The sequence below is a fragment of the Bacillus subtilis subsp. subtilis str. 168 genome (genome assembly GCF_000009045.1).
GTDB classification, from domain to species: Bacteria; Bacillota; Bacilli; order Bacillales; family Bacillaceae; genus Bacillus; species Bacillus subtilis.
Map to the genome: position 1 here is coordinate 1,332,184 of NC_000964.3, position 24,256 is coordinate 1,356,439.

Genomic DNA, 24,256 nt, shown 5'->3' on the forward strand with positions numbered 1-24,256 from the left:
ACGGTGTCAAAGGACAAACAACAGAAGAAGGCTGTACATACAAAGAGCCGGGAAGCTCTATTTGATACAGCGGATTTGATTAAGCACGCGAAGGAACTGTTCGGCGTTAAGCCGGATATTCTTCAGGGGGCTTTATTTGGCGTGGATCAACCACGTATGACGAAATCAGAAGCCAACCAATTGATTCAAACATTTCTAACCAAGGAGGTCATGTCATCATGAATGGCGGAACATTTACAACAGGCAAAGAAAAAGAACGTGCAGGCATTTATTTTAACTTTAAAACGACGGCACAGGAGCGGGTATCACTCAGTGAACGGGGAACAGTCGCACTTCCGGTCGCCTCAAGCTGGGGCGAAGCGAAAACGTTCGTCTCCATTTCCAGCGTTGAAGACCTAAACAAAAAAGTGGGCCTCAGCATTGATGACCCGTCTTTATTGCTGCTGCGTGAAGCGAAGAAAAATGCGAAAACGGTATTGATGTACCGTCTAACCGAAGGTGTCCGAGCGTCTGCTGATATTGCTGAAGGCGTCAAAGCAACTGCAGTATATGGCGGAACAAAAGGAAATGACATTATCATCCGCATCAATCAAAATGTGCTGGATGCTAATTCTTTCGATGTGACAACATATATGGACGAATCAGAGGTTGATAAACAGACTGTCAAAAAGGCTGAAGAATTAACAGCTAACGGCTATGTCACTTTTACCGGAACAGGCGATCTTTCTTCAACGATTCCTCTCACTGGATCAGAAGGAGACACTGCAGCTGAGACGCTGAATGCATCCGCGGGCATCCGTTTATCCGGCGGTACGGATAAAGCCCCTGTCAACTCCGACTATACAGATTTCTTAGCCGCGGCTGAAACGGAGAGCTTTGATGTGATTGCGCTGCCTGTTGCAGAAGGTGACCAGTTGAAAGCGACGTTTGCTGCTTTCATTAAACGCCTGCGCGACGGCCAAGGACAAAAAGTGCAAGGCGTCACAGCCAATTATGCCGGTGATTATGAAGGCATCATCAACGTAACCGAGGGTGTGCTGCTTGAAGATGGCACGGAAGTTACACCGGACAAAGCAACAGCTTGGGTAGCTGGAGCGAGTGCAGGAGCAACCTTTAACCAATCACTTACATTTGTAGAGTACGAAGGCGCAGTTGATGTGTTACACCGCCTTGACCACGATACGATTGTTGAACGTCTGGGTAAAGGTGAATTTTTATTCACATTCGACGCCCGTGATAAATCCGTCAGCGTAGAAAAGGATATTAACTCACTCGTGACGTTCACAGCTGAGAAAAACAAGAAATTTGCGAAGAACAAAATCGTTCGTGTCCTGGATGCTGTGAATAATGATTTAACACGCGAGCTGAAAGCCTTAATTAAATCAAGAAAAGGCAGCGGAAGCGATATCCCGGCATCTGAAGACGGACTGCAGTATGTAAAAACGATGATCACACAATACATGACAACGCTTCAGGACGCAGGCGGCATCACTGGCTTTGATTCCGATGAAGATATCACAATTTCAATGAATGAAGATCGTGACGGCTTCTTGATTGACCTGGCTGTACAGCCTGTCGACGCAGCAGAAAAATTCTACTTTAATGTGGAGGTAAACTAATATGGCATTAAAAGCACAAAACACAATCTCAGGAAAAGAAGGCCGTTTATTCCTCGATGGTGAGGAAATGGCACACATCAAAACTTTTGAAGCAAACGTCGAGAAAAACAAGTCTGAAGTCAACATTATGGGCCGCCGCATGACAGGCCATAAAACAACAGGGGCAAATGGAACAGGGACCGCGACGTTCTACAAAGTCACATCAAAATTCGTGCTATTGATGATGGACTATGTCAAAAAAGGCAGCGACCCTTATTTCACGCTCCAAGCTGTGCTGGATGATCAATCCTCCGGCCGGGGCACAGAGCGAGTCACGCTGTACGACGTCAACTTTGACTCTGCCAAAATCGCAAGCCTTGATGTCGATTCAGAAGCGTTAGAGGAAGAAGTTCCATTTACATTCGAAGACTTCGACGTCCCTGAAAAGCTATCTGACACGTTTTAATCAAAGCTGAATCAGCCCATACGCAGACCTTTCTCAGAAAGGTCTGTTTTTTAAAGATGAAACCAAACAATAGACAAGGGAGTTTTTTTACATGAGCGAGAAGAACGAAAACGTATATGATCTTTCCTTTTTTATGCCGGGAAAAACAATTGAAGCTGAGGAAATCAAAGTGCCGATCTCAAAGCGTTTTGTTGATAAAAAAGGGAATGTCATTCCGTTTATTTTAAAACCAATTACTACTGAACGGATTGATGAATTAGAGAAAGAAAACACCACATTTAAAAATGTGAAAGGCCGCGGCCGTGTCAAAGATTTAGACTCCCAGCGCTTTTATGCGAGAATTGCCATCGAATCTACTATTTATCCTGATTTTCGTTCAAAAGATTTAAGGGAAGCATACAAAACTGCGGATCCGGTAGAAGTTGCCAAACGTGTATTATCTGTTGGGGGAGAGTATGCGAACTGGCTGAATAAAGCAATTGAAATCAATGGTTTTGAAGATGATCTTGAAGATCTAGAAGAAGAAGCAAAAAACTAGTAAAGGATGGCGATAAGGAAGCTGTGTATTTGTACTATGCAATGCATGAGCTTCATTACTCGCCATCCCAACTTCTTGAATTATATGAAGCACCAAAACATTTTAAAGCTCTTTTATTTGGGTTGATAGGTTATAAGCTAGATCTATTAGAAAAAGAATCAAGGAGAGGAGGGAACTAATATCGCAAAATTAACAGCCCGTTTTGATCTCGAAGACAAGGTATCTAAAAAACTAAAACGGATACATAAAGGATTCCAAGAGGTCGAAAAAAAAGTCAAAACCATTAATCGGCAAATCAAAATCAGTATCAGAGCGGAAGATCAGGCATTTTACCGGCTGAGAAAAATAAACGACTATATCATTTTGAAATTCGCGAAATCGCTTGAAATTAAAGTTGTACTTGATGACCAAGTCACTTCAAAGCTTGATGCAATTGAAAGAAAACTTAAACGGCTGCCGAAAGAAACGAAGCTGACTGTCTCTTTGGTAGATCGGACAGCAGCTGCGTATAAAAAAATAAAGAAGATGCTTTCTAATCAAAAGCTATCATTCCTTTTGATTCCAGATGACAAGGTTACTTCTACAGTTAAAAGGATTATCGGTTATATTAAGAAAAATTTGAAAAACGGATACACAGTAAAACTAAAGGTCATCGATGAAATCACCAAAACAGTTAATCGATTAACAGCCCTTCTAAGGAAATTTGAAAAAACCTATTATGTAAAAGTGGTTGTTAAGACAAAAATATCAGACAAAATCAATAAAAAAGAAAGCCTGATTAACAAAGAAACTTCTAAGAAAGAATCAGACAAATCCTCAGATAAAGGCTCTGATAAAAACTCAGATCAAAAACCTGGATGGGTCGGAAAAATAAAAGGCTGGCTGAAGGATTGGTGGACAAAATCAGCTTGGCCTTGGATCAAAGATACGCTCAATGAAATAGGCAAAGCTTTTTTGGATCGTTTCAAAGAGAGATTGATAGAAAAGCTGAAAAATGATGTGTTTGATAAGATCATTGATAAAATTCTAGGACCACAAAAAAAGGACGATTCTGGTGAAAATTCTGACACAGATAAAAAAGTCCTTAACCGTAATACAGGAGGAAATTGTTGCTGTGACTGCTGTGAAGGCGGTATCAGCCCGGGCACTAAAAATAAAAAAACCTATAGAAAAAAGAAAAGTCCCACAAAGGCTCCAAACAGAACACTCAAGGTTCCTGGAGAGGTGATAAGAAGACGCCAGAGCGGCACACCTGCTGAAAGTGCACCTAGGACCTCGGGTTCCAAGTTAAAGAACTGGCTTGGAGGCTTAAAATCGCTAGGGAAGGATTCATCTAAACTAGGTAAAGCGTTCAGAGGAATGGGAAAGGCTGTTCCATACGTAGGATCTGCTTTAGCAGTGTTTGATTTAGCTGGAATCAATAAAGATAATGCTGGCGAAAAGGTTGGTTCAATTGGAGGACGTATTGCCGGAGCGGAAGCTGGTGCAACAGCCGGAGCGGAAGCTGGTGCAACGATTGGATCTTTCGTTGGTCCGGAAGGTACAGCAATCGGCGGCGCAATCGGCGGAATTGGCGGCGGGTTAGTAGGCGGAATCGGCGGCGAAGAAGCAGGTAAGAACATTGGTAAGATGTTTGATACTTCTAAGTTAAAGGAGAGCATAAGCAATTCACTATTTAACAAAGAGTGGTGGAGTGGAAAATGGAACTCCATTTCTGATACTGCCAATGGGGCTATTACTTGGATTGAAGATACATGGAGTAAAGTTTCAACTTGGTTTGACCAGTATGTGTTTACACCTATATATAATGTTGCTGTACCTGTAATTAATTTTATAGTAGGATTGTTTGCCTATGCCTGGGATGGCATATTGGCAGTATGGAACATTGTCTACCCGTGGTTTAAGGATAACGTGTGGGATCCAATAAGCGGAGCAGTTACTAATGTTGCTACAACGATATGGACTGGATTGTGCAACGCCTGGACGGTTATTTCAGGCATATGGTCTACTGTTTCAACATGGTTTATGGACAATGTGTGGAATCCTGTAAGTGAAGCCGTAACCACTGCGGCAACATGGATTTGGAGTAAGATCAATGATGCATGGACAATAATTTCCAATATTTGGACAGGAGTATCGAATTGGTTTTATGATAATGTATGGAACCCGATCGTCAAAAAAGTAGAAGATATTAAAACTTCAATAAAAGAAAAATTCGATGATGCAAGGAAATTTTTTGAGGATGCATGGGATGGAATTGAAACTTGGTTTAATGAACATGTGAAAGATCCATTGGTTAAAGTATCAGAGAAAATTGCTGAGAAATTTCAATGGCTATTCGATTTAAAAGATTCAGTTGGTGGTTTCGTTGCAAAAGTAATACACAGGGGGGAAGAAGTTACTCACCTCAAGAAAAAACCAATCAAAAAGGATTCGAAAGAGAAAAAAACTAGTTCCAAACCAACTACTAATAACATTTTTGCTCAATCTCCATCAAATAATAATATGACTGTTTTTCAACAAGCACTAGATCAGAACGCCACAGGCGGCTACATCACCAAACCAACCATCTCGTGGATCGGTGAAGCCGGCAAGGAATTCGTTATCCCGGTTGATAACAACCGAGGCCGGGGGAAGATGCTTCTTTCACAAGCGGCGTCTAAGCTGGGTATGCAAGTTGTAGACGACATGGGCGCAGCTTCGTCTTCTGGCGGAAGTCCAGCATCTGTTTCAGGAGGAGCAGCTGTCAGTCCTCTATCAGGCACAGCCTCCCCAGTAATGAACACTGCAAATCTTACAGGCCAAGCGTCCACACTCGGACAGCAATTTTCAGAAGGCTTTGGTAAAGGCATCAGCGATCAGCCGGTCAAAATGGAAGACTGGAAAAAGAAAAACATCAATACACCATTTACACAAATGATTTCTGCTTCACCAAATTACGGTAAACAAATGGTAAGTGGGTATGCCAAGGGCCAAAGCGGCACTGCAACCGGAACAGACGGCTTTTTGCAATCAAAAGTTAAAACGCCGTTCCAAGCCACTGTGAGCAAATCGTCTTCATGGGGCACAGGAACGGTCAAAGGCTTTGCGCAAGGACAAAATTCAACCCAAACAGGGACTGCACAGTATGTGAGTACACATGTTGACAAACCGTTCCTGCGTTCAAAAGACACATCGAACAGCTGGGGCTCCGGTTTGATTGGAAACTTTGTGACAGGCATGAATTCTAAATCCAGTGAAGTAAAACAAGCAGCAAAGGATATGGCCAAGAGAGTGGAGCAGGCTTTCCGTGAAGAATTAGATATCCATTCACCTTCTCGAGTCATGATGAGCTTGGGGCGTTTTGCCTCTGTCGGTGTTGTAAAAGGACTGGATTCTGTCGATGTGAAAAAATACGCAGAAAAACAAGCCGGTTCATTGGCAGCTGCTTATTCCGGAATGGGTGCAGTAGGGGGAAATGTGAAACAGTGGCTTATGGCAGCAATAATGGCCACAAAGACACCATTGAGCTGGCTCTCGGGATTAATGACGATTGCACAGTATGAATCAGGGGGCAACCCGAACTCTATTAACCTGTGGGATAGCAACGCGAAGGCGGGAAATCCATCACAAGGACTCATGCAGACAGTTCCAACCACATTTAATGCTCATAAAGCACCGGGCATGGGTAACATTAGAAATCCGATTCACAACGCTGCTGCCGCGATCGGCTATATCAAAAGCAGATACGGCTCAATTGATAATGTACCTGGCATTAAAAGCCTGAAACGTGGCGGTCCTTATGTCGGTTATGCAAACGGCGGGCTGATCACGAAAGAACAAATTGCCCGTGTCGGTGAAGGAAACAAGCGGGAATGGATCATCCCAGAGGAACGGGGCATCCGCGGTCGCTACCTTCTTCAGAGAGCGGCACAGGCTCTTGGTATGGAAGTGACAGATCCGTCTCAATCCCAGCAGTCTGAGCTTTCTTCAGGACAAGTTTCAGCTGTTACCTCGGCTAGCCGGCCGACTGCAGCGGTTTCTGGATCAAAAGAGATTTATATTCAATTTAACGGTGACCAGCACTTCCATAATGGACAAGACGCCGAAAGCCTAGCGGCGAAGATCAAGCAGGCGCTTATAGATGAACTGCAAAAGGATATCAATATTGGAACGAAGGGAGTCGTTGCATTTGACTAAATCCGTATATGAATTTTGGATTTCACAAGGGAAGGACAAGCTGCGGCTCCCCGTTCTTCCCGACCAGCTGAGTATTTCAAATACAGTTCAGAATGAGACGGTTAAAGTAGCCAAGTTCGGTGACCTTACATTTATTGACGAGCAGGGAGCGAAAGAAATTTCGTTCTCTTCTTTTTTTCCGAAGAAATACAGTCCGATAGCAGAATATCAAAACTTCCCGTCGCCGGAAAATGCGATAACAAAAATTGAAAAATGGATGAAGGCCAAAAAACCGGTTCAGTTTTTGATTACGGGAACTAAAGTGAATTTAACATGCAGTATTGAAGGTTTTTCCTATAGCGAAGGCCAGCAGGATATAGGTGATCGTTCCTTTGATATTCAATTAAAAGAATACAAAACCGCTTCCCCGCGGAAAATCAAGCAGAAGAAAAAAACAAAGGCAAAACGTCCGTCGAAGGCTGCGCCGAAGACGTACACAGTGAAAAAGGGAGACACGCTATGGGACATTGCAGGCAGATTTTACGGGAACAGCACCCAATGGCGCAAAATTTGGAATGCCAATAAAACAGCAATGATCAAACGAAGCAAACGGAACATCAGGCAGCCGGGCCACTGGATTTTTCCCGGCCAAAAATTAAAGATACCGCAATGAAACAGGTGATGTATGATGATAGAACTGTTCGTCATTAAAGACACAGAGTGGCTTGAGCTGGTTGCAGAAAGCGTATCGCTTGAAGGCCATCGTTATCAGGCGCCGCGTTCCATTGAAGCAACCATCGTCACCAAGCAGGGCGACCAGACGTATTACAGTGTCTCAGAAGGAGATACGGTCTTGTTTAAATGGAAGGGAAAAGAGCTGTTTCGGGGCATTGTTTTTGCAAGAACCCCGGACGAGCATACGCTTGCCTTCAGCGCTTATGACATGCTGCAGTACCTGGTCAAAAACCAGGATATGTACGTGTTTTCCAATCAGCGGGCCGACCAGATCATCAGAAGGATTGCGAGTGACTTCCAGATACCGACAACCTCGATCGCAAACACAGGCCATACGATCAAAAGTCTTGTCATTAAAAATGATACGACATTGTATGACATCATATTAAAAGCGCTGAAACAGACGAAAAGCCAGACAGGACGACATTACCAGCTGTATTCGGAAAAAGGAAAGCTCGGCCTGCGCGCTTGGCCAGATCCGTCAGAGGTATGGGTGCTTGAAACGGGCGTCAATATCACGGGCTACCAATACAGCACTTCTATAAACGACACTGCTACTCGGGTGGTGCTTCGCCGGCAGAAGGACAATAAGACATATAAAGCCTCTGCCAAGGACAGTTCAGGCTTAAATAAATACGGTGTGCTTCAATATACGGAAACGGTCACAGATGACATCAACCAGGCACAGCTTCAGCAGCGGGCAGATGTACGCCTTGCTGAAAAAAAGGGCGTGAAAAAAGAACTGAAAAATATTCAGGCAGTGGGCATCCCAGAAGTGCAGAGCGGCTTGCCTGTCTATATTTCGATTCCGGAGGCCGGCATCAAGAAAACCTATTGGGTAGATACGGACCGGCATGAATTTAAAGGAACGAAACATACGATGACGATCGATGTTGTCGAAAAGAATACGATGCCGGAAGGAGTTTCCTGATGAGATTAAGTGAGGCTATAAAACATTTGGCAGTCGGCGCAGTTGACGCTGAGTCTCCGGTAGAACTGCTCCCGGCTGAAGTCGTTTCGGTTTCTCCTGTGGAAATCAAATTAAAAGAAAACAGCAAACTGATCATACCGGAAGACGCCATCATTATCCCAAAACGAATGCAGTCCGGAGGAGACGATGCACTCGAGCCGGGGGATCGCCTCATGACCGCGGCTCTGACTGGCGGGCAATCGTTTTTTATTTTAGATAAGGTATAGACAAACCGCTTCAGTACGAAGGGGTTTTTATTTAGCATGTAAAAGGAGTGGGCAACATGGCCCTGACACCAGAAGTGGAGTTTGAAGATATTGAAGTTGAGAGCGAAGTCATTGAAACCTCGCAAACGTACAAAATAGATTTTGAAAACGGAAGAATTACGAATGAGCTGATTACCGGGCTTGAAGCGATCAGGCAGTTCGTGTATATCGCCTTACAGACAGAACGCTATGCATATTCCATATACAGCCATAATGTCGGAAACGAGCTTCAGGACGTGCTGACAGATCATGAGACGACTGATGCGTATAAAAAGATGGAGATTCCGAGACTGATAGAAGAGGCGCTGGTTTATGATGACCGGATATCTGCTGTAACAGATTTTGAGATTGAAAAACAAGGCGACGCGTTTCATGTGTCCTTCGTGGTGGAGACGGATGAAGGAACGCTTGAGATTGAGGAGGTGATTGGCGAAGATGTTTGAAGATCAGACTTTTGAAGCGATTATGGAGCGTATGCTGAACAGCATTTCCGCAGATATTGACACAAGAGAAGGCAGCGTCATTTATAATGCGTTAGCCCCGGCGGCGGCCGAGCTTGCGAAGTCTTATATATGGCTGGATACTGTGCTTGAGCTAGTTTTTTCTGATACCGCACAAGGCGAATTTTTAGACAGGCGTGCAGCGGAAGCGGGAATTGAACGGACAGCCGCGACAAAGGCGGTCAGAGCGGGAGAGTTTACATCTGGAGTTACTATTCCTGTCGGCTCCCGCTTTTACGTGGATAATCTTTATTTTCAATATACGGCAGACGGGACGCTCATCTGTGAAACACCTGGTGAAGCGGGAAACGCCAATCTGACCGGACGCAATTTACTGTCATTGGATACCATTCCCGGTTTAGAAACGGCCATTGTCAAAGAAATCCTGATTCCGGGGCGCGAGGAAGAGGGAGATGACAGCTTGCGAGAACGGTATTTTACAAGGGTTCGGCGTGAGGCCGTCAGTGCCAATAAAATGCATTATAAAGAGTGGGCTGAGGAAGTGGACGGTGTGGGAAAGGCAAAGATCTTCCCGCTTTGGAACGGTGAAGGCACGGTCAAAATTGTCGTCACCAATGCGAATCTTGAGCCCGCTTCTCCTATTTTAATTCAAAAAGTGAAAGATTATATCGACCCTGAACCAGGACAGGGAGAGGGACAGGCGCCAATCGGAGCCGTTGTCACGGTGGAAAGCGCGGTCTGGAAGGAAGTTGAGATTTCTGCCGAAGTGCTGCCTGAGATCAATCACTCAATTGATGAAGTGAAGTCGGAAATTGAGGAAGGCGTTTTAAACTTCTTTAAAAAAATGGCGTTTGAAGACAACGTTATCCGCCTTTCTCAAATTAACAATATCGTCTATAATTCACCATCAGTCAGTGACTACTCCAATATTCAAATCAACGGCACGTCTGAAAATCTGGTGCTGAGCGACGTGGAAATTCCTAAGCTTGGGCAGGTGAAGATCATTGAGCAAACAAGATGACATGCGAGCTTATCTGCCGCCGTTTCTCACCAGCCTTAAAGAAATGGCCGAGCTGCTGAAAGCGGAAGCGCCTGAGTTTGATAAACAAAATGACAGCATATTTGATCTGACGGATCAGTTATTCGTACCGACGGCGACTTGGGGGCTCAGCCGCTGGGAAAAAATTTTAAACGTCCCGCGGGAATCAGGCGACACTGATGAGATCAGACGATTGCGGCTCATTTCCAAAATGTCGAACATCCCGCCAATCACATACAGGGCCATTGAGCAGGCGGTAAACCGTTTCTTGAAAAACCCGTCTGCACAGGTCCGCCTGCTTCCCGGCGAATACCGATTTAACGTCGATATCAATGTTGATGACCTCCAGCACATGAATGAGCTGATCGAAGCGATAGAAAACATGAAACCCGCTCATTTGGCGTATACGCTCAGAGGCGGATTGAATGAGACGCTGCGAATCAAAGATACAGTCATCCTGAATCACCGCAGATACCGAACAGCCAGTGAGCTCAAGGTCGGTTATTCTGTCACTCTTAACAACAATGAGGTGGTTTTAACTTGATTTCAACCATATACAGAGAACGCACAGCGGCTGATCTAAAAAGCAGAATCGATCACGTGCTGCTCAACGGCCAAAAAACAGAAATAGTAGAGCTCGCCATTGACGGTGCGACAGTCACCGTTCTGACAAAACGTGAGGAAGACATCAAGCATATTGAAACGGTACAAATTTTTGACGAGCTGGGCAATGTGATCACAGAGAGAAAGACTGACCTGGACGTCAGCGAAAACAGAACACTCGATTTCAGATTTACTTTTGAGGTGGTGTAAACATGGCATACGAAGAAAAAACAGACTGGCTTCCGGACGACCCAATCAACGAAGATGACGTCAACCGCTGGGAAAAAGGAATAAAAGACGCCCACACCGACCTGGCTGCCCACAAAAACGACATGAACAACCCCCACAACACAACAAAGGCGCAAATCGGGCTGGGGAATGTGGATAATGTGCAGCAGGCTTCAAAGACGGAATTTAATGAACATAATCATGATTCAACCCGGCATATTACATCAGTAGAACGTGATGAATGGAATGCGAAGGAAACACCTGCCGGAGCCCAGTATAAGGCAGATCAAGCTGAAGCAAACGCCAAAGCATATACAGACAATTTTGCTGCACGAAGAGATAATCCTAACCAAGTAACAAAAGCACAGGTTGGACTTGGGAATGTCGAAAATGTGAAACAAGCCTCACTAGCAGATTTTGATGCTCATTTAAGCAATTCTAAAGTTCATGTATCTGAAGGGGAAAGAAACAAATGGAATGCTGCCCAACTAATTAAACTTACTGGAGACGACGGTAAAAGAATACAACTCCAAGACGGTACAGATATTCTTACATTATCTTCTGGATTTTATTGTGCAGTTGGTCAGTCAGTTGTAAACAACCCGGTGGAAGGCGATGCAGCTTGGTATAACTACGATATTGTAGAAGGCGGTTCAGGAAGGAAAACAATAGTAGCTTACCAAAGTTGGGGAAGTATGATGTGGATTGGAATGGTTCACACTGATGGAGAATTTAGAGGATGGAAACAAATTGCAACAACAGATTTTATAGATAGAGTTCAAACAGAATTAGATCTTCATGAAAATGATAAAACTAATCCTCATTCAGTTACTAAACAACAAGTGGGTCTCGGAAATGTTGAGAATGTTAAGCAGGAGACACCTGATGGTGCGCAAAAAAAAGCTGATACTGCTTTAAACCAATCAAAAGATTATACTAACAGCACGGCCTTTATTACTAGACCATTAAATTCAATAACCGATGCAAATGATTTAAATCTTCCGCCTGGCACTTATCGTTTAGACACTAATTACATGAATGCAAATCCAGTTTTGCAAAATCAATTTCCATTAAATGATAACAGAACAGGTTTATTAATTATCTACCCCTCTGCAAATAAATGGGCTACACGTCAAGATTGGTTTAGCATCTCTACGAAAACACTTTATACAAGGGTAGCAGTTAATGGTACTGATTATTCAGGGTGGTATATATTAGAGAATTCGGAAGGTTCACAAAATAAAGCGGATAAAGCTTTAGCTGATGCTAAAAACTATGTTGAAACAAATTATACAAATCAAAAGTTAACTGTTCTAACAGGATCAAATGCAATCCAAGATGCGAGAATAAGCGGAAATGATTACAAATACGGAATCACTTTTATGGACATAGGGGCCAATAACACTACAGGATACCCGCTCACTTATGGATTTGTAAAAAATGAAAAGCATAGTAATTATCGCTTTACTCAGTATTTCTATGGAAATGCAGACACAACTAGTGGAAGTTATGATCATGTAGGGACTTGGATCCGCCATTGGTGGGCAGATTCAGGCTGGACTGCGTGGCAAAAGATATCAGGGTTTGCTCACGCTAATATTGGGACTACTGGGCGTCAAGCCCTTATTAAAGGAGAAAATAACAAAATTAAATATAACCGTATTATAAAAGATAGCCATAAATTGTTTGATACAAAAAACAATAGGTTTGTAGCCAGTCATGCAGGAATGCATTTAGTCAGTGCTAGTTTATATATAGAAAATACTGAGCGATACTCCAATTTTGAATTATATGTTTATGTAAACGGCACAAAGTATAAATTAATGAATCAATTTAGAATGCCTACCCCTTCCAATAACAGTGATAATGAGTTTAATGCAACTGTTACTGGATCTGTTACAGTTCCGCTTGATGCAGGAGATTATGTTGAAATTTATGTTTATGTTGGTTATTCCGGGGATGTAACACGATATGTTACAGATTCGAATGGAGCTCTCAATTATTTTGATGTTCTGGAGCTTGGCGGAAGAAATTACCCGAGAGTTTAGGAGGTACCTTTATGATCTTATATGATGCCATTATGTACAAGTATCCAAACGCAGTATCGAGAAAGGATTTTGAATTGCGTAATGACGGGAACGGTTCATACATTGAGAAATGGAATCTCCGGGCGCCGTTGCCGACTCAGGCAGAACTCGAAACCTGGTGGGAAGAGCTGCAAAAAAATCCGCCGTACGAGCCGCCTGATCAGGTGGAGCTTCTCGCTCAAGAATTGTCACAGGAAAAGCTGGCACGCAAGCAGCTTGAAGAGCTGAACAAAACATTAGGGAACGAGTTGTCAGATATAAAGCTATCATTACTTTCCTTGAAAGGAGATTATGCTGAATGAATTATTGGGTGCTTGCCCTCTATTATGAGTGGGCGACAACGGATATGGTGAAACAGGCTTTAGCATATGAAGACTGTTCAATTCAGGATCTGGCAGAGGGTGTGAACAAAAAGCTGATCACAGCTGACCAGTATAAAGAAATTACCGGTAAAGCCATGTAAGGCTTTTTTATTTTGCCTGTTTTTAGATCAAAGGAGGATGAAGATGGTGAAGTATCAATATGAATTTCCTCTCGATAAGGCTGGAAAAGCCGGCGCTGTAAAGCCCTATCGAGGAGGAAAAAATGATTTTGTGACACCTGTTTCGAATTTGTCAGGCGTAGCGGAGATTTTAACAAATGCTGCTTTAAAGGCGACTGAGGCATACAGTCAGCTCGGGCAGGACAGGCTTGGCGCAGTTCTGATTTCGAAAGTGAAGGGCTGGGCGTATGCAGATCGTGAAGGTACGCTCTTTATAGAAGAAAGCGACAACAACAATGTTTGGACAACGACAGCAGCAGTTAATGTCGCAGCAGGCGTCCTGACAGCGACGGACTGGGTATATCTTTCTAAACGCTATTACCGTTTCCGCTATGTGAACGGGAATCTTCAGCAATCTGAGTTTGTATTATACCAATCAGTCGGTGCGGGTGAGATGGATGTGCGTGTCAATGAAAAAACGCCTTTACAGATTGACTTTGCGGAGAATCAAACACACGATGGACGGCTGAAAGTCGAGGCTCGCAAAACATTTGACTTTGTCTTTCATGAAAATGCAGAGTCCGCCAGCGAGGGGGCTGCTTTACCTGTTGACGGTGCCGCGCATTTACTCGTTGAAGTCTACGGCACAGCAGAAATGAGCGAAGTCAAATTTTGGGGCAAATCGGTGTCAGGACAGAAACTGCCGATCAGAGGCGTGAAAACTGATGATGCTACCACTGCCTCCAGTACATTAGGAAAAGCTGAGGCATGGGCCTTTGATATTAAAGGGTTTAAGGAGATCATCATGGAGATTATCAGTATCACCGGCGGTACTCTTTCGGTAAAAGGGACCGCGGTTTCATAATAGTCTCGGCCCTCGGAAGGGAGGTGATCTGCATGTGAAGGAGGAGTGAGAGATGCAGCAAGAGGCAGACGTGAATGTGTTTCAGCAGGATTTAGCAGACATGAAAGGCGAGCACAAAGCACTTGAGCAGAGGGTTTCCGCATTAGAACGCGTGTCTGACCGGCAAGACCAGCAAATCATGACGCTGAACGAAAAATTAAACAAAATTGAAGAAAACACCACGTGGATTAAACGCACCATCACAGGTGCCATCATTACAGCAGTGTCTACAGGCATCATTGGCGGAGCCATCGCCATTATGTACAGCCTGCTGCAGCATTAAAGGGGGATTTTTATGAACACGTTTGACAAGGGCACGGTCATCAGGACGGTGCTTCTTTTAATTGCTTTAATCAACCAGACCATGCTGATGCTCGGCAAATCACCATTGGACATTCAGGAGGAGCAGGTCAATCAGCTCGCTGACGCTCTTTATTCAGCCGGTTCCATCGCATTTACAATTGGAACGACACTTGCCGCTTGGTTTAAAAACAACTATGTAACAGAAAAAGGGAAAAAACAGCGCGACTTGTTAAGGGACAATAATCTGACGAAATAAGGAGAGATGAAAATGGTTAACATTATTCAAGACTTTATTCCGGTTGGCGCAAATAACCGTCCAGGCTACGCAATGACGCCGCTTTACATTACGGTGCACAACACAGCGAATACCGCAGTAGGAGCAGATGCTGCAGCGCATGCCCGCTATTTGAAAAATCCTGATACGACGACAAGCTGGCATTTTACAGTTGATGATACAGAAATTTATCAGCATCTGCCTTTAAATGAAAACGGCTGGCATGCGGGAGACGGAAATGGCAGCGGCAACCGGGCTTCTATTGGAATTGAAATTTGCGAAAATGCCGATGGCGATTTTGCAAAAGCAACAGCAAATGCCCAGTGGCTCATCAAAACATTAATGGCTGAACATAATATCAGTCTCGCCAATGTCGTCCCTCATAAGTATTGGTCAGGGAAGGAATGTCCGCGAAAATTGTTAGATACGTGGGATTCGTTCAAAGCAGGAATTGGGGGAGGCGGCAGCCAAACTTACGTCGTGAAACAGGGCGACACACTTACATCTATAGCGAGAGCATTTGGTGTTACGGTTGCTCAGCTGCAAGAGTGGAACAATATCGAAGACCCGAATCTTATTCGCGTTGGTCAAGTATTAATTGTAAGTGCTCCATCGGCTGCTGAAAAACCCGAGCTCTATCCGCTCCCTGATGGTATCATTCAATTGACAACACCTTATACATCAGGAGAACACGTCTTTCAGGTGCAACGAGCACTTGCGGCTCTGTATTTTTACCCTGATAAAGGCGCTGTTAACAACGGAATTGACGGCGTTTACGGACCGAAAACAGCTGACGCAGTTGCCCGTTTTCAGTCTGTTAACGGTCTAACTGCTGACGGTATCTACGGGCCTGCGACGAAAGAGAAGATCGCAGCGCAATTAAGCTGATCAAAGACCATAAAAATCCCGGAGCCGCTCCGGGATTTATTTTTTCTTCTTCAACTTTTTTATAATTCCAGCACTGCGCTCCCTCACCCGAAGCGAGTACCCGGAAAGCCCAAACCTTCCGTAATCAACAAACTTCACACGCCTCACCAATTTTTTCACTGTATCACCTGACATTATCCTCTGTTTGTATTTATTATATGTCACCCTTTAAGAAAAGGAATAAGGACAAGAGCTGTTTTCCCTTGTCCTTTTAGTGTGATCATGCTTTTTTTCGTTTATACTCGTCAATCAGCCGTTCGTTTTCTTTGAAGATTCTTGCTGTATGCGGACTGACTTGATAGCTTGCGACACTGGTGGTTGAACGTTTTTTCAGGATTTTAAACGGCTTCGCCGCTCTGGGCTCGCATCTGTTTTGAAACGCACGTTCCATTATCCTTCACCTTCCTCCTCAATTGGCAGCACCAAATCATATATGCTCGTTAATGACGTAAATAGCAAATAATCAAATTCCGTGACAATGCTGTCAGACGTCAGCTTGATGACATAGTTCTGTGTCTCGATGGTAAAAGGGATGAGAACCACTTTTCCGTATTGGTCGTAATAAACATCCTTTCGATCGAGCCGTGTTTGTACATCTGCCGGATCATCCATATGCTCGGTTAACCGGTCTTTATCAGCCTGTGTCGAATAGTGGCAAAGAGAAGCCGTTAAGTTCATTTTATCAGCATAGGTTTTCAGCAGCTTATCAATACCTTCAGCATAAGCATCTATACTTCCATAATAAACATGGATCGGTTCGTTTTTCAATAGGTATTGGTATGTTTTCAGCCGATTGAGATACATGTGGAGCATTTCGTTGTTTTCTTCAAGAATTTCTCTTGTGTCTGTTTCAAGCTCGCTGCCGGCCAGTTTTTTGACATATGCACTTAAGAAGATAAAAGCATCAATCAAAGCAAAACTGACTGCGACAATGAGATACCGTTCCCAGTGGGTAAATAGGGAAGTGGGCTCATATGTCCAGTATACCATAGCGCCCAGAACAAACAGCAAATACCAAGTTTTCCGAATGGCGGACATTTTTTCTTTGACCTTCGCTTCGAAACGCCACGTGGCATACACGTATAACCCCAGTCCGGCCACGATGCACCAGACCATGATCTGAAAGAATAAAACCATATTCGAATCCCTCACATCTGAAATAGGTTCTGCTTATTGTATTCGAGAGATCCGGATGGTTTTCCTGTTCCATCAAAAAAACCGCTCCTTTGACAGAAGCGGTGTGACATTAAAATATCATATTTAAAATAAAGTAGGCGATGGCACCAAGTGTCGCTGAAATCGGAAGCGTGATGACCCATGTAATGAGCATTCGCTTGGCCGTACCCCAGTTTACGCCTTTTACGCGGTGGGACGCACCGACGCCAAGAATTGATGAAGAAATGACGTGGGTTGTACTGACCGGCAAATGAATAAACGTGGCGCCGAAAATAATGGCTGCTCCGGTTAAGTCAGCGGAAACACCGTTTACCGGACGGATTTTCATGATCTTTCCGCCAACGGTTTTGATGATTTTCCAGCCGCCGATTGATGTTCCGAGACCCATGGCTGTCGCGCAGGCGAATTGCACCCAGGTAGGAATATCATTAGCAGAAGTATGTAAATTCGCTGTGATGAGAGCCATTGTGATAATTCCCATTGCTTTTTGCGCATCGTTTGTTCCGTGTGTATACGATTGCAGGGCAGCTGTTACAATCTGCACTCTGCGGAATTGCTTATTCGTTTTCGCCAAGTTGCTGTCTTTGAAAATCAGCTTAACGATGCTATAAAGAATAAAACCAAGGACAAAGGCAATAATTGGTGATAGAATCAGTGCTTCAATGATTTTAATGAAGCCCTTATAGTTTAACGCTGCAAATCCGGCTGCCGCAATGGCTGCACCGGCAATAGCGCCGATGATGGCATGGGATGAGCTGCTTGGGATACCGTAGTACCATGTGATAAGGTTCCAGGCAATTGCAGCGAGTAGCGCAGCCAAAATGACAACAGAGCCATTTTCCAGCGTATAAGGATCTACGATGTCTTTCGTAATGGTTTTGGCAACACCTGTAAACGTCATTGCTCCGACAAAGTTCATCACAGCAGCCAATATAATGGCATGGCGCGGTTTTAACGCTTTTGTTGATACCGAAGTCGCAATTGCGTTTGCCGTATCATGAAACCCGTTGATGAAATCAAACGCCAGAGCACAAATGACTATTAGTATCGTTAATATTAATAGAATATCCATTTTTACCCCTCGTTACGCGTTTTTCATAATGATGGTTTCAAGATTATTGGCAACACTTTGACAAGAGTCGGCGATTTCTTCAAGCGTTTCGTATATTTCACGATATTGAATGACTTTGATTGGATCTGTTTCATTTCCGAAAAGATTCTTTAATGATTTTCTGTGCAAGTTGTCACAACTGTGCTCATACTCTTTAATTTTGATTGCGTGAGGCTGAATATCCTTTAAGCGATTTTCTGCCAGCAGCTCGATCGTAATCAAAATCTCTTTCGCACATTCTCTGATATATCCGCTGAATTTATCAATATGCTCGTCTGATGAAGTAATTGAGAAAATCTCCATCATGGCAGAGAAATGTTCGATTCCGTCAAGCACATCATCCAAGCTGTTTGTCAGCTGAAGGATATCTTCGCGCTCAATAGGAGTGATGAACGCTTTGTTAAGCTCTTTAATCATGACATGAACATGATTGTCACCTTTTGTTTCATATTCCTTTAACGTATCTGCAAATTCTTTAAGAGTCGTTTGGTTAGTGACCTTAAAATTCACAAAATATTCTGCAGTTTCGTCTATGTTCTTTGCAATTTCTGTTAAAAGGAGTGAGAACTTATCTTTTTTTCTTCTTATCATTAAAAACCCTCCATAGTTTGAATGAACAATGCACACATCAAATTATTATATAGCCTTTTGTCGAAAAAAAACAGGTAAAGTCGAAAAAAACGTATCTTGACTTTTTTGATAAATCGTGTCTCCTTATTTTGACCTACTTCGCTTTAAAAAAACGACCCAAGTTTGCAAAAACTTTCTGCTTAACGTAAAAAGTATATCAAAAGTTGTGTTTTTCCTGTCAACTTTTATCTTCTGTTTCACCAAAAAACGGTTCCCTAAACAAGGGAACCGTTTTATCAGCTTGCTTTTCGTTTTTTCATCCCGTAATAAACAGGCAGTCCGGCAAGGCCGATGAGGATGGATAATCCGCAGCTCATTGTATCTGTAATGAGTGTGCTGCCTAACACAAAGAAGGAGCCCGCGATTGCCAGAATTGGCATAAATGGATAAAGCGGAACACTGTAGGCGCGCTTTTCTCCCTTTGCTCGCTTGCGGAGAATAAACACTGCAAAAAAGGCCATCACATAAAAAATGTAGATCATGAAAATGGAGATTTCTGAGAGCTTATCAGGGTTGCTGATCAGCATCATAATCAAAGCCAAAGCAATTTGAAAAGAAATCGCAATCCATGGTGTGCGGAACGACGGGTGTACATGTGACAGTTTTTCAGCAAATGGAAGCTGTTTGCGTTCCGCCATTGCAAATGAAACACGCGGGAAAGAAAGCACCTTTCCATTTAAGCACCCAAAGATGCTGACGATAATCCCTACACTGATCAGCTTTCCGCCAATTGAACCGAACAGCATGGTTGCAGCGGTGCTTGTCGCATTTTCACCAAGCGTGACAATTTCGTTCGCTGACAGGATGTGAAGCAATGCAAAATTAATGAAAATATAGATCGCCGTTACAATTAATAATCCGCCCGTCATAGCGCGTGGCAGCAGCTTTTCGGGATTTTTCATTTCTCCGCCGAGAGCGGCAAGGAGAATCCATCCGTCATAAGCAAACAACGTAGCTAAAATAGCCGCCCCGAAGTTCATATCAGAAATGCTTTCGTTTACTGCTGTGAAGATGTGCTGATCGCCTTTCCAAAGGCCAAAGACGATGATGCAGGCAATCGGAATCAGTTTTCCGATCGTTGTCAGCGTTTGGACAAAACCGCCGTATTTTGTACCGATAATATTAATGACGCATAAAAAGAGAACTGCTATAATTCCAATGACTTTTGATAGTCCAGATCCCCAGCCGAAAAGATTCGCCATTAAAGATCCAAAATATAAACCCAGCGCGCCAATAATCGCCGGGCCGTAAATGATAATCTGCACCCAGCCGCACAAAAATCCCCAAAACTCGCCGTACACTTCTTCAAGGTACGTATAAAGCCCGCCGGTTTTTGGAATCTGCGTTCCGATTTCCGCGATTGTCAAACCGCCCGCCAGTGTTAAAATACCGCCTAACAGCCAGGCGAAAAGCGCCATTTTTGAATCACCTGAATAAGCAAGCACAGCGCCGGGCTTCATAAAAACACCAGAACCGATAATGGTTCCGATGACAAGAGTAAGGGCAAACAAGAGGCCTATCTCTTTTTTCAAACCGTTGTCTTCAGTATGCATGTCCTTAACCTCCTATGATGTTGAAGCTTCATGTTGAAGAATCTATTTTTTCATATTGTAAACCCTATTTTAGAAAAGTGAAATAAAATAAATTTTCTGATTTTCGAAATTTGCTTTGTGTACAGCAGATAAAACTGTAGAAATACCTGTTTTAATGGTCTATAAACGAATAAAATTCATAATTTTTATTTACAAAGTTCGTGTTTTATGTATTAGGATTTTAGCCGGTACAGAGGGGAGATGAGAATTCAGAAAATGAACGAACCTTCGGTGAAGCTGATATGTTGACTTTCTCATGCGAATAAAATACTTTGTTATTAGAACAATAAATATACAATTATGATATGATATCTCGAAATCGAGATAAAATAACCTGGAGGGACAGCATATGAAAGTTAACGGCATTCACCACGTATCGGCATTAACGGCCGACGCACAAAAAAACTTGGATTTCTATAAGAAAGTATTAGGATTAAAGCTCGTCAAAAAATCCGTCAATCAGGATGAACCGACAATGTACCATCTGTTCTACGGAGATGAAGTGGCAAACCCGGGAACTGAGCTGACGTTTTTCGAGATTCCCCGCATTGCACCGTTTCATGCGGGAACAAACAGTATTTCTTCTATTGGATTGCGCGTTCCAGGCACAGAAGCCCTGCATTACTGGAAAGAACGTTTTGAAGAGCAGCAAGTAACGCACAGCGGCATCTCCAAAAGAGCCGGACGTGACATATTGGCATTTCAAGATCATGAGGGGCAGCGACTTGTGCTGACTGCTGATGAGGAAGGAAAAGGATATGGCCTGCCTGTTAAACAGAGCGGCATTCCGGAAGAATTTTCGTTTCGCGGGTTAGGGCCGGTTGAACTGACTGTGCCATATGCTGAACCAACTTTACACGTATTGACGAATATTCTTGGATTTACAGAAATCAGCCGTGAACCAGTCGAAGGGCAAGGAACCGCCGTTATTCTGGAATCAGGAGAAGGCGGTGCTGCAACGGAAATCCATTTAATAGAAAGAAACGATCTTCCGCGAGAGCGTCAAGGCAAAGGGAGTGTTCACCACGTCGCATTTCGGGTAAGAGATGAAGAAGAACTTGCCGGGTGGCACCGGATCATCAGCCGCGAAGGCTTTAGCAATTCAGGCATAGTTGAGCGCTACTATTTCAAGGCGCTGTATTTCAGAGAACCGAACGGCATTTTGTTCGAGTTATCAACAGACGGACCGGGCTTTATGGTAGATGAAAATCTTGATGAGCTTGGCCAAACGATTGCTCTTCCGCCATATCTAGAGCATCGAAGAGCAGAAATTGAAGCAAAATTGAAACCGATCCAATAAATTGTGATTCTTTTGCCTTCCGGCGCCGCCGGAGGGCTTTTTTTATTACCATAATTAATTTTGACCTAAACAGCATGCCTTATTAGGGAGGAAATATCAGATGCTGATTGGGAGAAATGGCTTAAAACCCTTTGCAAATATGGGTGATTGGTATGGAATGGCCTCGGCAAAAATATTGTCTTTGTTTATTAATAGTTTATTCATATTTGCTTGTTACACTATTTCAAAGTTAGACAAAAAGGAGTGAAAAATAAGTGGAAAAGAAAAAACGCGAGCTGGATATCGTCCTCCTCCTCATTTTGCTCGCATCTGCATTCTTAAATATCTATAACATTTGGAAGGACGACACGGTGAATCCTTATTACACCGCGGCAGTTACAAGTATGATGCAAAGCTTTCATAATTTCTTTTATGCTTCGTTCGATGCTGCCGGCTTTATAACAGTAGATAAACCGCCTGTTACATACCAAATCCAAACGATCAGCGCACTGATATTCGGTATGCACGGCTGGAGCGTCATCCTGCCTCAGGCACTTGCTGGTGTAGGTTCTGTCCTTCTTATGTACTTGCTGATAAAGCCGACATTTGGAAAAACGGCGGCGCGTATTGCCTCATTTGTTATGGCATGTACGCCGATAGCTGTAGCTGTAGCACGTACAAACAATGTTGATGCATTACTGGTATTTTTCTTATTGCTTGCTACATGGCTTCTCTTTAAAGCGATCAGAAAAGGAAAGCTGATCTGGCTGTTAGCAGCATTTTTCGTTGTTGGAGTAGGTTTTAATACAAAAATGCTGCAGGCTTACATGATTTTACCGGCTTTCTTATTGTTCTATCTGATTGCGGCAAACGCCACAATCAAGAAAAAAATCGTTTCATTGGTAAGTGCGTTAGCCGTATTAGCAGCCGTTTCGTTATCGTGGCCGCTCATTGTTGACAATATCCCTGCAAGCAAGCGGCCTTATATCGGAAGCAGCCAAACCAACTCTGTTTTGGAATTGGCTTTCGGCTATAACGGAATCCAGCGGCTGACAGGCCAAAATTCAGGCGGCGGCCAGGGTGCGCCAAACAAAGACGCTTCAAAAGAAATGTCTTCTTCTGATAACACTCAAGCACCGCCTAATCAGTCATCAAGCAACAGCTCATCAAGCGATGGTAAATCCTCAAATGGCAATATGGCGGCGCCTCCATCCAATGGCCAAATGCCAAGCGGCGGTCAAGGAGGCCCTCCAAGCGGCGGAGATGGCGGCCAAGGCGGACCCGGCGGAGACGGAGGGAAAGGCGGTACAGGAACCGGTTCGAAAATGCAATCAGGTTCAGGGATGTTTGGAACGGGAACACCTGGTCCACTGCGGCTTTTCCAACAAGAGTTATCTGATCAAATCAGCTGGCTTCTGCCATTTGCGATATTTGGAATCGCAGGCTTACTGATCGCTGGCGCAAGAGAAAGAAGAAGATTATCTGTAGAGCAGAAGGAAACGGTGTTCTGGGTTGCGTGGCTTGTACCGATTGCCGGATTCTTCAGTGTCGCAGAATTTTTCCATCATTATTATCTCATCATGCTGGCACCGCCGATTGCGGCTCTTGTCGGTGCGGGGTGGGTCGCTCTTGTTCATCTGTACCGCAATCAGACAGGCTGGAAAGCATGGCTTTTGCCGGGAGCAATTATTGCGACAACTGGATTTGAATTGTTTATTCTCAGAAACTACAACGATCAAATCGGTGTTGGATGGAGTATCGGGGTAGGTGTTATCGGCGTGTTGTCAGCGATTGCTTTGCTGCTGTTTAAACAGCGCCAAAAACCGTTCAGTTATTATGTTTCACTTGCAGCTCTCCTCGCATTGCTGGTGATGCCGATGTATTGGGCAAGTACACCGCTTCTGTACGGAGGCAACAGCTCACTGCCTGAAACAGGCCCTCAACTCGCATCAATGAGCGGAAAAGGCATGGGAATGTCTGATGCGACTGTAAATGAAAAACTGATCAAATATCTAGAGGAGAATAACTCCGGAGCTGAATACCTATTCGCCACAACCGATTCGAACACAGCGGCACCATATATCATTAAAACGAAAAAAGCTGTCATGGCTATTGGTGGATACAGCGGTTCTGACCCGGCAATCACACTGACTCAATTCAAAAAACTTGTAAAAGAAGGAAAAGTGAAATACTTCTTGGCTTCTGGAATGGGAAGAGGCGGAAACAATGACATTGTTGAATGGGTTGAGAAAAATGGAAAAGAAGTAGCATCAGAAAAATGGCAATCAAGTTCTGATCAAAAAACAGAAAATACTGATTCAGCTGATACATCAAGCAGCAAGGCTTCAGGTGAAAACGGCAAAATGGGCGGACCTGGCGGAATGAATCAGTCAGCAACATTATACGAACTACATGCTGATGAATAGGAGG

The 24,256-nt window shown here is 43.7% G+C and carries 29 protein-coding genes; 23 read left to right on the forward strand and 6 right to left on the reverse strand.

Annotated features, from left to right (window positions below):
* Positions 1-3 precede the first annotated feature (3 nt).
* From ykzM to xlyA, 20 genes are all read left to right on the forward strand, one after another.
* Positions 4-222, forward strand: a complete 219-nt coding sequence (gene ykzM / locus BSU_12649; RefSeq protein ID YP_003097714.1) for a phage PBSX; conserved hypothetical protein — start codon at positions 4-6, stop codon at positions 220-222.
* The gene (gene xkdK, locus BSU_12650; RefSeq protein NP_389147.2) at positions 219-1,619 is read left to right on the forward strand and encodes a phage PBSX; conserved hypothetical protein; all 1,401 of its coding nucleotides are present in this window, start codon (positions 219-221) and stop codon (positions 1,617-1,619) included. The genes ykzM and xkdK overlap by 4 nt, the downstream gene beginning before the upstream one ends.
* Before the next feature lies 1 nt (position 1,620).
* Positions 1,621-2,064: a phage PBSX; conserved hypothetical protein gene (xkdM, locus tag BSU_12660; protein ID NP_389148.1), complete on the forward strand. Its 444-nt coding sequence runs from the start codon at positions 1,621-1,623 to the stop codon at positions 2,062-2,064.
* Positions 2,065-2,155: 91 nt separating this feature from the next.
* On the forward strand, positions 2,156-2,602 hold the full coding sequence (gene xkdN / locus BSU_12671; protein NP_389149.2) for a phage PBSX; conserved hypothetical protein: 447 nt from the start codon (positions 2,156-2,158) through the stop codon (positions 2,600-2,602).
* Between the two features lie 29 nt (positions 2,603-2,631).
* Positions 2,632-2,781: a phage PBSX; conserved hypothetical protein gene (gene xkzB, locus BSU_12672; protein ID YP_003097715.1), complete on the forward strand. Its 150-nt coding sequence runs from the start codon at positions 2,632-2,634 to the stop codon at positions 2,779-2,781.
* Position 2,782: 1 nt separating this feature from the next.
* A complete protein-coding gene (xkdO, locus tag BSU_12680) occupies positions 2,783-6,781 on the forward strand; it encodes a phage PBSX; putative tape measure protein (RefSeq protein ID NP_389150.2) in 3,999 nt (1,332 codons plus the stop codon).
* A complete protein-coding gene (xkdP, locus tag BSU_12690; RefSeq protein NP_389151.2) occupies positions 6,774-7,433 on the forward strand; it encodes a phage PBSX; putative murein binding protein in 660 nt (219 codons plus the stop codon). Before xkdO ends, xkdP begins: the two co-directional genes overlap by 8 nt.
* A 15-nt stretch (positions 7,434-7,448) precedes the next feature.
* Positions 7,449-8,426 (forward strand): phage PBSX; conserved hypothetical protein, encoded by a 978-nt coding sequence (xkdQ, locus tag BSU_12700; protein ID NP_389152.1) that lies wholly within the window; start codon positions 7,449-7,451, stop codon positions 8,424-8,426.
* Entirely contained in the window at positions 8,426-8,692 is a 267-nt protein-coding gene (gene xkdR, locus BSU_12710) for a phage PBSX; conserved hypothetical protein (protein NP_389153.1), read from the forward strand. Before xkdQ ends, xkdR begins: the two co-directional genes overlap by 1 nt.
* A 56-nt stretch (positions 8,693-8,748) precedes the next feature.
* Entirely contained in the window at positions 8,749-9,174 is a 426-nt protein-coding gene (gene xkdS / locus BSU_12720; RefSeq protein NP_389154.1) for a phage PBSX; conserved hypothetical protein, read from the forward strand.
* Positions 9,167-10,213: a phage PBSX; putative base plate assembly protein gene (gene xkdT / locus BSU_12730; RefSeq protein NP_389155.1), complete on the forward strand. Its 1,047-nt coding sequence runs from the start codon at positions 9,167-9,169 to the stop codon at positions 10,211-10,213. Before xkdS ends, xkdT begins: the two co-directional genes overlap by 8 nt.
* On the forward strand, positions 10,197-10,775 hold the full coding sequence (gene xkdU / locus BSU_12740) for a phage PBSX; conserved hypothetical protein (protein ID NP_389156.1): 579 nt from the start codon (positions 10,197-10,199) through the stop codon (positions 10,773-10,775). The genes xkdT and xkdU overlap by 17 nt, the downstream gene beginning before the upstream one ends.
* Positions 10,772-11,044 carry a phage PBSX; conserved hypothetical protein gene (gene xkzA / locus BSU_12749; RefSeq protein ID YP_003097716.1) on the forward strand — a complete coding sequence of 91 codons (273 nt, stop codon included), beginning with the start codon at positions 10,772-10,774 and terminating at the stop codon, positions 11,042-11,044. Before xkdU ends, xkzA begins: the two co-directional genes overlap by 4 nt.
* 2 nt (positions 11,045-11,046) lie before the next feature.
* A complete protein-coding gene (gene xkdV / locus BSU_12750) occupies positions 11,047-13,110 on the forward strand; it encodes a phage PBSX; conserved hypothetical protein (RefSeq protein NP_389158.1) in 2,064 nt (687 codons plus the stop codon).
* 11 nt (positions 13,111-13,121) lie between these two features.
* Positions 13,122-13,451 carry a phage PBSX; conserved hypothetical protein gene (gene xkdW / locus BSU_12760; RefSeq protein ID NP_389159.1) on the forward strand — a complete coding sequence of 110 codons (330 nt, stop codon included), beginning with the start codon at positions 13,122-13,124 and terminating at the stop codon, positions 13,449-13,451.
* The gene (gene xkdX, locus BSU_12770) at positions 13,448-13,612 is read left to right on the forward strand and encodes a phage PBSX; conserved hypothetical protein (RefSeq protein NP_389160.1); all 165 of its coding nucleotides are present in this window, start codon (positions 13,448-13,450) and stop codon (positions 13,610-13,612) included. The genes xkdW and xkdX overlap by 4 nt, the downstream gene beginning before the upstream one ends.
* Before the next feature lie 43 nt (positions 13,613-13,655).
* Positions 13,656-14,495, forward strand: a complete 840-nt coding sequence (gene xepA / locus BSU_12780; RefSeq protein ID NP_389161.2) for a phage PBSX; lytic exoenzyme — start codon at positions 13,656-13,658, stop codon at positions 14,493-14,495.
* A gap of 52 nt (positions 14,496-14,547) precedes the next feature.
* Positions 14,548-14,817, forward strand: a complete 270-nt coding sequence (xhlA, locus tag BSU_12790; protein ID NP_389162.1) for a phage PBSX; putative enzyme — start codon at positions 14,548-14,550, stop codon at positions 14,815-14,817.
* Between the two features lie 12 nt (positions 14,818-14,829).
* Positions 14,830-15,093 (forward strand): phage PBSX; holin, encoded by a 264-nt coding sequence (gene xhlB, locus BSU_12800; protein NP_389163.1) that lies wholly within the window; start codon positions 14,830-14,832, stop codon positions 15,091-15,093.
* A gap of 12 nt (positions 15,094-15,105) precedes the next feature.
* Complete coding sequence (gene xlyA / locus BSU_12810) at positions 15,106-15,999, forward strand: phage PBSX; N-acetylmuramoyl-L-alanine amidase (protein ID NP_389164.1); 894 nt, start codon at positions 15,106-15,108, stop codon at positions 15,997-15,999.
* Positions 16,000-16,035: 36 nt separating this feature from the next.
* On the opposite strand, the gene spoIISC is transcribed toward xlyA, so the two are convergent.
* The 6 genes from spoIISC to steT all read right to left on the reverse strand — a co-directional run bounded on the left by spoIISC (position 16,036) and on the right by steT (position 20,508).
* Positions 16,036-16,173: a three component toxin / antitoxin / antitoxin SpoIISABC, antitoxin C gene (gene spoIISC, locus BSU_12815; RefSeq protein YP_009513952.1), complete on the reverse strand. Its 138-nt coding sequence runs from the start codon at positions 16,171-16,173 to the stop codon at positions 16,036-16,038.
* An 85-nt stretch (positions 16,174-16,258) separates the two neighbouring features.
* Positions 16,259-16,429 carry a three-component apoptotic control system component B (antitoxin B) gene (spoIISB, locus tag BSU_12820; RefSeq protein ID NP_389165.1) on the reverse strand — a complete coding sequence of 57 codons (171 nt, stop codon included), beginning with the start codon at positions 16,427-16,429 and terminating at the stop codon, positions 16,259-16,261.
* A complete protein-coding gene (spoIISA, locus tag BSU_12830; protein ID NP_389166.1) occupies positions 16,429-17,175 on the reverse strand; it encodes a three-component apoptosis factor (ABC toxin/antitoxin/antitoxin system) in 747 nt (248 codons plus the stop codon). Before spoIISA ends, spoIISB begins: the two co-directional genes overlap by 1 nt.
* Positions 17,176-17,284: 109 nt before the next feature.
* Entirely contained in the window at positions 17,285-18,286 is a 1,002-nt protein-coding gene (pitB, locus tag BSU_12840; protein ID NP_389167.2) for a putative low-affinity inorganic phosphate transporter, read from the reverse strand.
* A gap of 12 nt (positions 18,287-18,298) precedes the next feature.
* The gene (gene ykaA / locus BSU_12850; RefSeq protein ID NP_389168.1) at positions 18,299-18,916 is read right to left on the reverse strand and encodes a putative PitB transporter accessory protein; all 618 of its coding nucleotides are present in this window, start codon (positions 18,914-18,916) and stop codon (positions 18,299-18,301) included.
* Between the two features lie 275 nt (positions 18,917-19,191).
* Positions 19,192-20,508 carry a serine / threonine exchanger gene (gene steT / locus BSU_12860; RefSeq protein NP_389169.1) on the reverse strand — a complete coding sequence of 439 codons (1,317 nt, stop codon included), beginning with the start codon at positions 20,506-20,508 and terminating at the stop codon, positions 19,192-19,194.
* Positions 20,509-20,896: 388 nt separating this feature from the next.
* Between steT and mhqA the strand changes: the two genes are divergently transcribed.
* From mhqA to ykcB, 3 genes are all read left to right on the forward strand, one after another.
* Positions 20,897-21,847: a hydroquinone-specific extradiol dioxygenase gene (mhqA, locus tag BSU_12870; RefSeq protein NP_389170.1), complete on the forward strand. Its 951-nt coding sequence runs from the start codon at positions 20,897-20,899 to the stop codon at positions 21,845-21,847.
* 100 nt (positions 21,848-21,947) lie between these two features.
* The gene (locus BSU_12875) at positions 21,948-22,094 is read left to right on the forward strand and encodes a hypothetical protein (protein YP_009513953.1); all 147 of its coding nucleotides are present in this window, start codon (positions 21,948-21,950) and stop codon (positions 22,092-22,094) included.
* Positions 22,095-22,101: 7 nt separating this feature from the next.
* Entirely contained in the window at positions 22,102-24,252 is a 2,151-nt protein-coding gene (ykcB, locus tag BSU_12880) for a putative membrane glycosyl transferase (protein ID NP_389171.2), read from the forward strand.
* The last annotated feature ends 4 nt before the right edge of the window (positions 24,253-24,256 follow it).